This window comes from Umezawaea sp. (assembly GCF_057122925.1).
Genome location: NZ_DBNGPQ010000100.1, coordinates 28,131 through 41,721, shown reverse-complemented (window position 1 = coordinate 41,721; position 13,591 = coordinate 28,131). Strand labels below are relative to the sequence as shown.

9 protein-coding genes and 1 pseudogene are annotated in these 13,591 nt (G+C 70.9%); 4 read left to right on the top strand and 6 right to left on the bottom strand.

From position 1 onward, the window contains the following. Window positions 1-75: 75 nt before the first annotated feature. Entirely contained in the window at window positions 76-1,272 is a 1,197-nt protein-coding gene (locus tag AC156L_RS23130) for a diguanylate cyclase (protein ID WP_330874450.1), read from the top strand. Between the two features lie 4 nt (window positions 1,273-1,276). Here AC156L_RS23130 and AC156L_RS23125 read toward each other — a convergent pair whose 3' ends face one another. From AC156L_RS23125 to AC156L_RS23115, 3 genes are all read right to left on the bottom strand, one after another. Beyond that, window positions 1,277-3,559, bottom strand: coding sequence for a type I restriction-modification system subunit M/S (locus AC156L_RS23125; protein ID WP_484407258.1), 2,283 nt, complete (start codon window positions 3,557-3,559; stop codon window positions 1,277-1,279). Continuing rightward, window positions 3,556-4,137 (bottom strand): hypothetical protein, encoded by a 582-nt coding sequence (locus AC156L_RS23120; protein WP_484407257.1) that lies wholly within the window; start codon window positions 4,135-4,137, stop codon window positions 3,556-3,558. Before AC156L_RS23120 ends, AC156L_RS23125 begins: the two co-directional genes overlap by 4 nt. A gap of 318 nt (window positions 4,138-4,455) precedes the next feature. Continuing rightward, window positions 4,456-5,634 (bottom strand): AI-2E family transporter, encoded by a 1,179-nt coding sequence (locus AC156L_RS23115; protein WP_330876066.1) that lies wholly within the window; start codon window positions 5,632-5,634, stop codon window positions 4,456-4,458. 77 nt (window positions 5,635-5,711) lie between these two features. Between AC156L_RS23115 and AC156L_RS23110 the strand changes: the two genes are divergently transcribed. The 3 genes from AC156L_RS23110 to AC156L_RS23100 all read left to right on the top strand — a co-directional run bounded on the left by AC156L_RS23110 (window position 5,712) and on the right by AC156L_RS23100 (window position 11,479). Beyond that, the gene (locus AC156L_RS23110; RefSeq protein ID WP_330876065.1) at window positions 5,712-7,925 is read left to right on the top strand and encodes a hypothetical protein; all 2,214 of its coding nucleotides are present in this window, start codon (window positions 5,712-5,714) and stop codon (window positions 7,923-7,925) included. Window positions 7,926-8,045: 120 nt separating this feature from the next. Continuing rightward, entirely contained in the window at window positions 8,046-8,933 is an 888-nt protein-coding gene (locus AC156L_RS23105; protein WP_330876064.1) for a hypothetical protein, read from the top strand. A 251-nt stretch (window positions 8,934-9,184) separates the two neighbouring features. Beyond that, a complete protein-coding gene (locus AC156L_RS23100; protein ID WP_330876063.1) occupies window positions 9,185-11,479 on the top strand; it encodes a hypothetical protein in 2,295 nt (764 codons plus the stop codon). A 73-nt stretch (window positions 11,480-11,552) separates the two neighbouring features. Here AC156L_RS23100 and AC156L_RS23095 read toward each other — a convergent pair whose 3' ends face one another. The 3 genes and pseudogenes from AC156L_RS23095 to AC156L_RS23085 all read right to left on the bottom strand — a co-directional run. Then, on the bottom strand, window positions 11,553-12,395 hold the full coding sequence (locus AC156L_RS23095; RefSeq protein ID WP_330876062.1) for a sensor domain-containing diguanylate cyclase: 843 nt from the start codon (window positions 12,393-12,395) through the stop codon (window positions 11,553-11,555). Window positions 12,396-12,514: 119 nt separating this feature from the next. Then, window positions 12,515-12,970: a hypothetical protein gene (locus tag AC156L_RS23090; protein ID WP_330876069.1), complete on the bottom strand. Its 456-nt coding sequence runs from the start codon at window positions 12,968-12,970 to the stop codon at window positions 12,515-12,517. Beyond that, window positions 12,971-13,309: pseudogene (locus AC156L_RS23085) on the bottom strand (3'-5' exonuclease); the annotation flags it as partial. Window positions 13,310-13,591: the final 282 nt, after the last annotated feature.

Below are 13,591 nucleotides of genomic sequence, written 5' to 3'. Positions count from 1 at the left end.
CAAGGCTTGCGGCCGAGTCTGGTGGCCCGCTGCGGGGGCACCACGTCGGCACTCCCACGGCGGGGGAGGGATGCAGTGCGCGACTGGCCCTTGTGGACGCTGCGCTGGCCGGCGCTCGTCTACTGGCTCGTGATCGACTTCGCCGCCCTCGCCGTGGTCACGTTCGTCATCGTCGACACCCCGACCCCCACGCCCGGCGACATCGGCCGGTTCGCCGCCGTCGCGGGCACGGCCGGTGCGGTGATCATCGGCAGCTCCATCTACAGCCACCGGCTCGGCGAGACCGAGCGCAACCCGTGGGCCGCGCACCTCTGCTACCTGACCGCGGGCATCATCGCGCTGCCGCCGAACCTGCTGGTCCTGCTCCTGTTCGGGCCCGCGCTGCACGGGGTGCTCGCCCAGCGCCCCGAGTCGTACCGCTGGATCTTCACGCTGTGCGCGACGGCGCTGGCGGTGTTCGCCACCCGGTTCGTCTTCGGCTGGAGCGACCCCGCCGCTGACCTGCCGATGATGCTCGTCGGCGCCGTCGTCCTGCTGCTGCTCCGGTCCGGGCTGATCGCGCTGGGGCTGCACCTGCGTCGACCGTCCGCGCCGCGCGAGGAGGTCGTCGGCGAACCCATCGACGTGATCCTCGGGATCGTCGCCGTCAGCCTCGGCGGGTTGATGGGGTGCGTGGCGGGCACGATGGCGGTGCACGCGTTGATCGCCGGGCCGCCGATGGCGCTGCTGGAGCGGGCGGCCCAGCTCCCGCAGTGGCGCCGGTCGGCCCAGCGGGACGCGAAGACCGGGCTGTCCAACGCCGTGCACTGGGACGGCCAGGCGCGCGCCGAACTGGCGAAGGGCCGCAACGACAACCGGTCCATGGCGGTGATGCTGATGGACCTGGACCACTTCAAGCGGGTGAACGACCGGGTGGGGCACCTCGCCGGTGACGCGGCCCTGGCCGCCGTCGCGCTGTTGTTGAGCACCAGCACCCGGCGGGGGGACCTGGTGGGGCGGTTCGGCGGGGAGGAGTTCGTGGTGCTGCTGCCGGAGGCCTCGCCCGAGGTGGCGGAGGCCGTGGCGCAGCGGATGAGGCACGCGGTGGCCGGGTTGTCGGTTCCCACGGTGGCCACCGATGGACGGCACCACGTGCTGTCCGGGTTGACGGTGAGCATCGGGGTGGCGACCACGGAGCGGTTCGGGTACGAGTTGCCGGATCTGCTGGTGGCCGCTGACGCGGCTCTGCTGGCCGCCAAGGGGTACGGGCGGAACCTGGTGGAGATGGCGTGAGCCTTCAGCCCCTCGGGGGTTTCGGCAGCACCACCGGGAGCAGCAGGTTCCGCGCCTTCTCCGTTTCCTCCGCCAGTCGTCGGTGCGCCGATGCCTGGGCGTCGAACGCCTCGAACGTCGCGGCGAGTTCGACCTGCGTCGACATCGGTGGCAGCTGCACGGGGAGCTGCCTGAGGTCGTCGGTGCTGATGTAGCGGATGACGCTCTGGTTCGAGTTCTCCATGAGCCATTCGAGGGCGCCGGGCGACCCCAGGTAGTGCAGGAGGTAGACGGGGTGCACGAGGTCGTTCGGTCGCAAGCGCATGCACCCCGGACCGACCAGCCACCCGGCCGCGGTGGAGTCGACCAGCCCGTACCTGCCCAGGGTTCCGGTGCGGGCGCAGATCACGTCGCCCGGTTCGAGGCGGTACCGGACCTGCCTGGCGGCGGTGGCGGCGGAGACCGAGTCCCTCTTCCCCTGGTCGACCCGCCCGAACCAGATGTTGCGCGGGAGCACGATCGGCGTCCACGAGGAGCCGCTCCCCTCCCTGGACATCGTCGCGGGCCCGGCCAGGACGTCCGCCACCTCTCCGAGCGGGACGTTCGACCACGCGGAGGGGGAGGGGATGAGTGCGGACGTCGAACCGAGCCGCGCGGTCAGGTCGGTGCGCGCCGCGTCCGAGCGTTCGTGCAGCTCCCGCAACTGCGCGCCGACCGCTTCGCTGAAGGCCTCCGGGGAACCGGGCGGTTCCGTGTCCTGGCCGGGACTCCGCACGTACGCGGTCGGCTGGAGGTCCCAGCCGTTCGACTGGATCTCGGTGTGCCGAACGGACCTGGAGAACCCCGTCCGCTCCGGGTGGTCGGATGTGCTCGTCGTCGCGGAGATCCAGGAGTGGTACTCGGTCGCGATCCGGCTGATGTCCTGGTCGCTGAGGGTGCGGTCGGTGCGGTTCTTGACGACACCCGCGTTCGTCGCGTCGATGAACAGGGTCTCGCCGACGTGCGCACGCTCTCCCGGCTTGCTCAGAACCCACAGGCAGGTGGAGATCGCGGTCGACTTGAAGAGGTTGTTGGGCAGGGCGACCACGCAGTCCACGACGCCTGCCTCGATCATCGACCTCCTGACCCGCAGATCCATCTTGTTCGTCGTGAACGTGGTCGCGTTGGGCATCAGGACCGCAGCCCGACCGCCCTCGTCGAGTTTGGTCACGGCGTGCTGCAACCACGCGTGGTAGGAGTGCTGGGCGGATGGTTCGCCGAACGGCAGGCGGTCCAACCCGGATTCGGCGGGCATGCGGTTGAACGGGGGGTTCGTCAGGACGACGTCGAAGAGTTCGTCGGGGAAGGCGTCGTCGAGGATCGACGTGTCGTGCGTGCGCACGTCTCCGCGGATGCCGTGCAACGCGAGGGTCAGCACAGCGGTCCGCCGGGTCCGCACGTCCAGGGCCTGCCCGAAGACGATCGGCTCGGCGTCGCCCCGTCGGGAGAGGTTGTGCCCGGCCGCCGCCAGCAGTTCCCCCGAACCGCAGATCGGGTCGTAGACCCTGGCGGCCGATCGCGGGTCGAGGATCTCCACCATGCACCGCGCCAGCGACGGGGGCGTCCGGTGACCGCTGTACTGGAAGAACGCGATGTCGACCCGCTCCAGGAACTCGTCGCAAAGACGTGAGGCGATGTCCAGGCGTTCAGCCTCGCCACCCACCACCGAGGAGTCGATCGTGTGGATCAGCTCGGTGGTCGAAGGATCGGGCGTAGCGCTGCGCCCCCCCAGGTCGAAGATCGGCAAGCGCGATCCGTCCAGGGTCGGGAAGGTGGCGCTCATGAGCAATCGGTGTTCGACGCTCCGGTTCGGTGCGTGGACGAGTGAGTGCCACAACCGCTGGTCACCGATCTTGAGGTAGAGCAGGCCGAGCACGTGGTCGACGATCGACGTGGGGTCGAGGAGCCCGCGCATCCGTTCCACGATCGCCCAGAGCCGGTGTTCTCGATCCGCCTGCCGAGGTCGTGCGCCCGTGGTGTCCGGCTCAACCGTCCGGGCCTCGACGGCGTCGACGGCGCCCCTGTTGCGCAGGAAGCGGTCGCCGTACGTCGTTCCGGGCGCTTCGGTCGACTTGAGGCTGTTCTGGGAGATCCTCCTCCCCCGGAGCCAGGCCACCACGTCGTCGACCGCGTACAACTCCTGCCCTTCGACGTGCCGCGGATCGGGGAAGCTCCGGTGTCGCTTGCGCCAGTTGCTCGCGGCGCTGATCCCGACCTCGGCCAGTGCCGCGATCTGGGTGAGGGACAGCGCGTCGCCGCGTTCGATCACCGACGGTCCTCCCCGAAACGCGGTCGGACCGCCAGGACCTCGGGCACGCGGTCGTGCGGCGCAACGCAGTCGATCAGCAACGGTGACAGGTAGCCCAGCTGCGTGAGGAGGGAGGCGTGATCGGCCTCGAGGTGGCGGTGGTGGATCGGCTCGTGGTGCATGATCCGGTTGCGGAAGAGCACCGTGGTCATCATCGCCTGGTGCAGGTCTCGACGCCTGCCCCTGAAGTGGGGGAACGCCCGGTGCAACCCCGGTACCCACAGCCCCCGGTCGTGCGCGCGGCTCAGCAGCGACACCCAGAACCCGAACGACAGTTCCGTCACCACGTCGTCAGCGATCATCGGCGGACTCGTCCGGCTGAGCACCTTCTGCTTGGCGCTGGTCACCGCTCTGAGCCCGTAGTCGCCGATGGGAGCGACCTCCCACCAGTCCGGTTGGCCGAACACATTGCCCAGCCGCGTGTGCACGGAGTTCCTCAACGACACCTCGAGCAGGTGCAACGGGGGGTAGAAGGCCGATGAGACGTCCACGTTCCACCAGTAGAGGAGGATCGCCGCGTCGACGTCTCCACCGGTCACCTTCAGGTAGGGAGCCAAGCGAGCCCCCGAGAGTGCTCGGTGGAACCAGTCCGGTACGTCCGTCGTCATCTGCCCCCCAGGTGCGGGCACCACAGAGCACGAGGACGTGCTACGGTGCCTGGGTAAGCCCCGGGTTCGCCTCTGCTTCGGCATGCCGCCCGGGGCATTGCTTATGGGGTGGTTCCGCTGTCGAGCGGTCACCCGGTGTCGCGACAACATCGTCCGCCGCGTTGCACCAAGGTAGCCGCGCCTAGATCATCTGGTCAAGCATTGCCGATACTCAATGTGTGAAGTCGATCGAGTGGTAAAGCACTCGACCTAGTCCCCCAGCTTCTTGATCTCCTCCTCCAAGTCGTCCACCCGGTCGCCCGAGCCGTCCTCGGGGCCGCTGTCCTGCGGGGCGTGGACGTCCACCTCCGCCGGGTCGACCGTTGCGTCCGAGTCCGACAGCAGCGAGCGGATGCCGGAGTTCAGCACCGCCAGCAGGGGGACCGCCAGCAGTGCGCCCGCGATGCCTCCCACGACCAAGCCCGCGGTGATCGCCAGGACGACCGCCAGCGGGTGCAGCTTCACCGCGCGGCCCAGCAGCAGCGGTTGCAGGACGTGGCTCTCCAGCTGCATCACGCCGATCAGCACGGCGAAGACGACCAGTGCCGCCACCGGACCGTTGGCCACCAGGGCGATCAGCACGGCCACCGCGCCGGTGATCACGGCGCCGATGATCGGGATGAAGGCGCCGAGGAAGACCAGTGCCGAGAGCGGGACCACCAGCGGTACGCCGACGATCCACAGGCCGATGCCCACGCCGACCGCGTCGACGACCGCCACCGCCGCGGTGGCGCGGACGTAGCTGACCAGCGAGGCGAAGCCGCGCCTGCCCGCCACGTCGGCCCGTGCGCGGACGTCCTCCGGGACCGCGCGCACGCAGAAGCGCCAGATGCCGTCGCCGTCGTGCAGGAAGAAGATGAGGGTGAACAGCGCCAGCAGCAGGCCGGTCAGCAGTTCGCCCACGGTGGCCGCGGTGGTGAGGGCGCCCGAGGTGATCTCGGACTGGTTCTCCTTGATCGTGTTGAGCGCGTTGTCCAGGTACTGCTGGAGCTGCACGTCGCTCAGGTGCAGCGGCCCGTCCCGCAGCCAGCCGCGGATCGTGTCGAGGCTGGCGGAGACCTGGGTCTGGAGGTCCGGAAGGCCCTTGGAGAACTCGGTGATGACGAACGTCAGCACGCCGCCGACCACGGCGATGCCGCCGATCAGCACGAGACCCGCCGCCAGGCCGCGCGGCACGCGCACCTGGACCAGGCTCGACACCACGGGTGACAGCAGGGCCGCCAGCAGCAGGGCGATGGCCACCGGGATCACGATGGTCGCCAGGAACGACACCACGTTCGCGACCACGTAGAGGGCCGCGACCACGGCGACGAACCGCCAGCTCAACGCGGCGCTGACGCGCAGCAGCCTCGGGACGCGGTTGCTGATCTCCGATTCCGGTGCAGTCACGCTGGTCACCGTATCCCGCGCACCCCTGGTCAGCACCGTGGTCGAGGTGATCAGATCGAGCTTCACGGGGGAGGGCGATGGACCACGAGTTGACCGAGGTGGAGCGCCGGATCTGCTCGGCGTACGCGGCGGGGGCACCGATCGACCTCGGAGCGGGCCGCAAGGACCGGGCCGAGCGCACCGTCCGCGGGACCGTGCTGACCGACCTGCTCAACGGCGTGCACCGCCTCCCGAGGTCCGGTGTGCCCGCGCTGCGGCTCACCGGGGCGAACGTCGTCGGCCCGTTCGCGCTGGAGGGATCGCGGCTCCACACAGTGATCGACCTGCGGGAATGCGCGTTCGAGCAGCCACCGGACCTGCGCATGGCCCACCTCGTCGGCCTGCGGATGCGCGGCTGCCGCGTGCCCGGTCTGTGGGGGCGCAACCTGCACGTCGCCAGCGACCTCGTGCTGGAGGCCGGGTTCACCAGCGACGGCGTGGTCGACCTGACCGACGCGACCGTCGAGGGCACGCTGCGCCTCGCGGGCGCGGTGCTGCGCAGTCGCGGAGATCACGCGCTGCTCGCCGCGCGCATCCGCGTGTCCGGCTCGATCCAGGCCATCGCCCTGCGCGCGCACGGCGAGGTGCGGCTGCGCGGCGCGAACGTCGGCGGCAGCGTGCACCTCGGCGGCGCCCGGCTGGTGAACCCCGCGCAGGACGCGCTGGAGGCCACCGGCATCGTGATCGCGGGCAACCTGTTCTGCGACGCCGAGGGCGGCCGGTTCACCGCGGAGGGCCGGGTGCTGCTCGACGGCGCCCGCGTCGGCGGTGACGCGATCTTCTCCGGCGCGCGGCTGCGGTCGACCGTGACCGACGACCGGCCGGTGCTGGTGATCCCGCGCGGCACGGCCGACGAGACCGCGGCCCTCGTCGCGGACCGGATCAGGGTCGAGGGCAACGTCGAGCTGGACGACGGGTTCACCTCGTCCGGCGCGGTCCGGCTGCCGAACGCCGACATCGGCGGCTACCTCCGCATGTCCGGCGCGGTGATCGGCCAGCCGGACGTGCTGGAGGAGCTGGAGCACCTGACCGGTGTCGTCGTGCACCGCATCCCGGTCGCGCTGCACGCCGACGGCATCCAGGTGCGCGGCGACGTCGAGGCCCGCGGCGCGGTCAACGGCGGGTTCGCGGGCGACGGCGCGCACGAGTCGGCGCTGCGCGCCTACGGCCAGGTGCGGCTGGTCGACGCGCACGTGCGCGGCAGCATGAGCCTGTCCGGCGTGCAGCTCAACGGGCCGGGCATCGACGTCCTGTTCGCCGACCGGCTCCGCGTCGGCGGCACCCTGTTCCTGCGCGACCTGCGGGCCAAGGGCTCCGTGCGGTTGCAGAACGCGCACATCGGCTCCACGCTCGACTGCTCCGGCGCGAAGCTCACCCACCCGCGCCGCCGCGCCGACGGCACGGTGAAGCCGTCGCTGGACGCCCGCGTCTCCACCATCGGCAAGGACCTCCTGTGCAGCTTCGGCTTCCAGGCGGTCGGCGGTGTGCGGATCCGGCTGGCCGAGGTCAGCAAGATGGCGACGTTCGCGGGGGCCGACCTCGGCGGGCCGGGCAGCGACATCGCGCTCAACGCGTACGGCCTCCAGGTGCACCAGCTGGTGCTGCGGCTGTCCGACGAGCAGGTCCCGGTGGGCCGGGTGGTGCTGACCAGGGTCAGGGCGACGTCGGTGTCGGACGGGCCGGGGCTGTGGGCGGCGACCGGCGGCGTCGACGTGGAGGACTTCAGCTTCGACTCGATCTCCGCGTCGCCGGACGTGGACGTGCGCACCCGGCTGCGGTGGCTGCGGGAGGTGCAGCCGGACTTCGCGCCCGGCCCGTACGAGCAGCTGGCCGCGGTCTACCGGGACGGCGGCGAGGAGGAGCTGGCGCAGCACGTCCAGCTGGAGAAGCAGCACCGGCGCTACTCCGAGCTGGGGTGGGCCGGACGGGTCTGGGGCTTCCTCCAGCGGTGGACCGTCGGCTACGGCTTCCGGCCGTGGCTGGCCATCGCGTGGCTGCTGGTCTTCTGGCTCGGCGGCTCGCTCTGGTTCCAGTGGCACGAGATGGTCAGGCTCAACTCCGACGAGGACCCGGTGTGGAACGCCTGGCTGCTGTCGATGGACCTGCTGATCCCCATCGTCGACCTCGGCCAGGACGGGAAGTGGCAGTTCACGGGCGCGTCCCAGTGGATCTCCAGCGTGCTGATCGCGGTCGGCTGGATCCTCGCGTCGACGGCCGCCGCGGGCGCGGCCAGGGTGCTCAAGCGGATCTGACCCGCGGCGAACGTCCGAGGTCACCGGCGATCCGACGCGGTGATCGTCACACGATGTGACGAATCATCACGCTGGGGCGTGCGGTCCTCCGGTCCTTCCTGGCAGGCTCACGACGTCGGCTTGTCCACTGCGGTCGACGTCCCAGTCAAGGTGGAGGTACCCAGGTTGTCTGCTGCGGACCAGCGAGCGGGGATGGGGGCGCGCCGTGTTCGGCGTGCCCTCGGCCGCGTTCTCCTGGTCCTCGGCGGCGCGGTGGCAGGCACTGCCACCGCCTGGGTCCTCTCCACGGCAACGGCCGCCGCCGAGGCGCCGGAGTCCGGCGTGGTGGCGGTTTCCGCAGGGGTGGTGCAGCACTCGGTCAACGAGGTGCTGCCCGCCCAGGCGACCACCGCGGCAGCTCCGGTCGTCGCTCCGGTCACCCGGACCGTGGCTGGGATCGATCAGGTGTTGCGCGCAGAGCAGGAGAAGGTGCGCGCTGCCACCACCCCGCAGATCGAGGAGGTCGCGGGCAAGCTCCGCGGCAGCGTCGACGAGGTGGGTTCCTGGTTGGAGCCGCGTCTGGGCGAGGTCATCGACCCCGACGCGCTGCTCCCGGTCGGCCAGGCCGTGAACGCCGTGCCCGTGCAGGCCGCCCCGATCGGCACCAGCGTCGAACCGGTTCCGGTCGACGCGCCCGTCGTGGAAGCCCCGGTCACGCCCTTCTCGCGCTTCGGCGACCAGTGGGCGCAGCAGCCCGTCCCCCCGCGCCCGGCGCAGGGCGACGAGTCGCGCCCCGATTTCCCCGGAGACCGGTCTCCGGTGCCGTTCGTCCCGTTCGTTCCGCCGGTCAACGTGCCGGTTCACTGCTCGTGCGGTGGCGACGGTTCCGGTTCGGCTGGCAGCCAGAACTCGGCAGCACAGGCCGCGTTCGTCAACGCCTACAACTCCGCTGTGGCTCGGGCGCTCAAGCCCACCACCGAGCGGATCTCCGTGCTCCCGGGAAAGCAGCCCGGCAGCACCCCTGACTGATCTGAGCGCGCGGTCCTAGGCAGCTTCCAACGCTGCCCTGGGTACTCGACCGGCGCGCTCTTGTTCTGCGCTCCTTTGTTGGTCGAGACACCGCGCGCCCAGCCGTCCTCGATCCGGGTGGTCCGTCCCCGACGCCTCGCGTCCGGCCATCCGCCACATCCCCCGCAAGGGAAACAAAGGAAAAAGGAGTCTCAATGCAGACCTGGGCAAAGCGCGGAATCCAGTCCGCGCTTGTGACTGGTGGTTTGCTGATGCTCGGAACGGGCATCGCTTCTGCCCAGGAGAACGTCAACCCCGACGCTCCTCCGTCGACCATCGACGGCGGCATCCAGGTGCCGATCGACATCGCGCACACCGCGTTCGGCGCCGCCGAGGGCCAGAACGAAGCCGCCGAGTTCAACCGCGATGCACCCTCGGCCCGGACCACCAGCACCAACCCGCTGATCCGGAACTCCGCTGAGCGCGCCGACGCGAACCACACCACCCGCAGCACCCCGGCCACCCCGTACGCGAGCCCGTACACCGGCGACCAGACGTGGACCGGTGAGCAGACGTGGACCGAGACCAGCGGTGCCCCCATCGCCCTCGCGCAGCAGGCACCGGCGGAGGAATCGACCCTGCTGGGCCACCTGGCGGGCGTACCCGTGGGACTGCCCGTCCCCGGTGAGCAGATCGCCACGTCGGTGGTCGCACCGGCGCTGGCCGAGCACGGCGACGACGTGATCGCCGTCGCGGACACCAGGAGCGACGAGGTGCCGCTCGGCGCCGACGCCGTCGCGGCTCAGACCATCGACGACGCGGCGGGGCACGTGGGCAACCCGATCAACGACACCGCACTGGTCGACGGAGGACTGTCCGAAACGACCGGCCACCTGGGTTCCATCTCGGGCAGCCTCGTCGACGTGCCGGCCTCGGACCCCGTCCACCAGGGCTTCGACAACGCGACCATCGGGGCCGACAACGGCTTCTCCAACGTCGACTCCGCGCTGGACTCCACGTCCCACGACGACCAGGACGACGTGCTGACGGTCCCGGAGGCGTGGACCGTCGAGGTCTTCGGCGAGCCGATCGGCGAGTACGGCTCGATCGCCGACGAGCGGGCCGCCGTGCCGGACCTGGCCGAGACCACCCCTCTCGCCGGACCGGTCGAGGTCATCGGCGAGGCCGTGACCGCGACGGCGAACGGCGACACCGGCGACCTCGGCGGCACCCGGTCGGACGGCACGCCGCTCGACGGGGCGGCGGCCGAGACCCCCGCCGTCAGCGGTGGCGTCACCACGCAGGAAGTCCCGCTGTCGGCGGAGTCGACCGTGCGGTCCTACGACGTCTCCGACGAGGTCCTGGGCAGCGCGCTCAGCAACGTCTACACCAAGGCTCCCCAGCTCACCGCCGAGGAGACCGAGGCGGCGAACCTGGCGCGCGGCGTCCAGATCCCGAAGAGCATCGACAGCCTGCTCACGTCGACCGAGCTGCCCGGCCTGAGCGGTCTGAACAGGTTGCCGATCCAGCGCGACACGCTGGCTCCTCGGAACCTCCAGGACGCGGAGGTGCCCGAGCTCCCCACCTTCGTGATCCCCCACACCGCGATGCGCGGTGGGGTTCTGGTGCCCGCCGACGTGGTCGGCGACGCCCTCCGCACCTCGCCCGTCGACGCCGTCCAGCTCTCCGCCGAGGAGACCGAGGCGGCGAACCTGGCGCGCGGCGTGCAGATCCCGAAGAGCATCGACAGCCTGCTCACGTCGACCGAGGTGCCCAACCTGACCGCGTTCGAGGTGCCCCGCATCCCCGAGCCGCAGCTCCCCGAGGCGCGTCCGTTCGACAACACCCCGTCGCTGGGCGGCGCGCCCGTCCCGGTCCGCCAGTCCGCCCAGCAGGTCGCCGACGGCGTGCACACCGTGAACACCGCGGACGTGTCCCTGCCCGTCGGCCCCGAGGTCAACGGCGGCGGTGTCGCGATGACCGACGAGCGCCTGCCCGTCCACCCCCAGTACGCGGTCGACCGCGGCACCGACGCCGCGGGCCTGTCGAAGATGACCCTGCCGAAGGGCAGCTACTTCGACAAGGTCTCCGACACGTCGGGCTCCGACACCGCGGGCCAGGCCGAGCGAGCGGTGAACACCTTGTCCGACACCGTGGCGAGCGCTCCGCTCCCCGTCCCGCACCAGCACGTCAACCTGACCGAGGAGCGTTCCTTCAGCGGTTCGCTGCCCGCCGGTGGTGACGCGGGCTTCGGCGCCGCGCCGGTCGTCAAGAGCCTGGTTCCGCTGGGCACCGGTCGCAACCTGACCTCGCTGCCCACGCTGCCGGTGTCGGCGCCGTCCGCACCCGCCGTCCTGCCGGTGCTGCCGGTCTCGCAGCCGCGCGCGATGGCCGACGGCGTCCCGCTGAGCGACATCAAGCTCAACCCGACGAGCAGCTACGTGGACGTCCCGGCCCTCCCGTCCCGCGCCGGGCGTTCCCACCCCGCCCCGGCCCTGGCCGGTCTGGACACCAGGACGATGTTCGGTTCGCTGGAGGACACGATCCAGTTCGAGCGCATCAAGTGATCGGCTGAACCTCCGCCCCACCTGAGGGATCCGGGCCCCCGACGCACCAGCGTCGGGGGCCCGGCCCGTGTCCCTACCCGCGCAGCAGGTCTTCCACGTGGGTGATGACGGAGTACACCGGGGCGGCGCCGTCGCTGGTCACCCAGCAGACCCGGACACCGGGTCGGATGCGGGTGTGGGCCAGGCGCACGGCCCGTCCGGCCAGTTCGCGCACGCGTTCCGCGACGGCCTCCCCCGATCCGCAGCTGTGCTCGGCGACGACGGCGAACTCGTCACCGCCGTACCGGGCGACCGTGTAGTCCTCGCGCAGGCCCTCCCGCAGCCTGCCGCCGATCACGGTCAGCAGTTCGTCGCCGCGGGCGAAGCCGTGCTCCTCGTTCACCCCGGCCAGGTGGTGCACGTCGACCAGCACGAGCGTCACCACCGTCCCGTGCGTCCGGGCCCGCACCAGCGCCTGGTCCAGCCGGTCGTGCAGCAGCGCCCGCCCCGGCAGCCCGGTCAACGGGTCCAGCAGACCGCGCGAGTGCGGCACGTCCGTGTGCACCGGTTGGAGGAAGACCACCACCCGCGGAGCTCCCCGCACCGCGAGCGGGTGGCACTCGACCCACACCTGCACGTGCGGCCACCCGGCCCGGACGACCACCACCGGCAACGTCAGCACGGCCCCGGTCCTCAACACCTGCGCCGCGATCTCACCCCGGTTCGGCAGCCGGGCGCCGGAATCGTCCCGCACGGACCACCCCAGCGGCCGACGCCCGGACAGCAGCTCCTCGGACCGCAACCCCAGCAGGTCGGCCGCCAACCGGTTGCCCGCCAGCACGTCCCCGTGCGCGTCCATCAGCACGACGCCGACAGGTAACTCGGCGATCAGTTCGTCCCACACCGTTCGGGTGAGGGCTGTCTGCACGGTACGCATGAGGCTCGTACCTCCCGCTGGCTGCCACGGCCTGTTCGTGAAGAGCTTCCACGCAGGTAGCGGCCATTTCAATAGGCCTGATGACACCCGGTTCGGTGATCTTTCGACCCCGCGACCGGCTAGACCAACCGGGCGATCATCGACCCGAAGTCGTGTTCGGACACGATCGGCACCTCGTAGGCCCGCGCCCGGCGCGCCTTGCTGGACAGCGTGAACGGATCGGCGGCGACCAGCACGCGGGTCGCCTTCGTGACGTACCCCTGGATGACCCGGAGCCCAGCGGCCGACGCCCGGTCCACCCACACGTCCCGCGGGTCCGACATCTGCCCCGTGAAGACCACGGTGTCCCCGCGAACCAGCGAGACCGGTGCCCGGACGACCGGGGCAGCCACCACCTCACCCCGCCGAACCGGACGCACCGAAGTGGACCCGAACGACGGCCACGGCAGGTCCGGGGCCGAGTCGAGCAGCTCCTGCCAAGGCAGGGGCCGACCAGCCGACCGCAGGTACCCCGAGAACAACCCCGCCGCCGCGTGCGCGTCGAACAACGCCGAGTGCGCGTCCACCAGCGACACCCCGGCAGCGTCACAGCAAGCCCGCAACGACCGCCCAGAACGGTGGGGCAGGTACTCCGCCGCCAACCGCATCGTGCAAAGCCCCGGAACAGGCCACTCCACACCCAACCGCCCGAACTCGGCGGCCAGGAACCGCGAGTCGAAACTCAGGTTGTGCGCCACCAGCACGCGCCCGCGCAACTGCTCGGCCAACACCCCACCGACAGCGGCGAACGAGGGCGCGTGCCACACCTCAGCCGCACTGATCCGGTGAACGTGCTGGGGCCCGAGATCCCGCCCAGGATTGACCAGCGAACACCACTCGCCAGTGACAACCCCATCTTCATCGAGCTGCACCACGGCGACCTCGACGATCCGATCCCCAGAAGCAGAAAACCCGGTCGTCTCAGCATCGACAACCGCATAACCAACACCCGCCACAACAACGGAATCTACTAGGGCCCAACACGAGGCGGGCCAAGGGCTTTTCCCCGCACCGAGGTCGATGTGCCAGGGGAATTCGCGGTGGATCGGGCAGGGTGACAGCACCTGCCCTTGAGCCCGATCACAGGGACAAATCGAGGGTTCCCCGAGTCACATCGGCCACCCGACTCGGGACTGGCGGCGACCGGATCCTCTGGG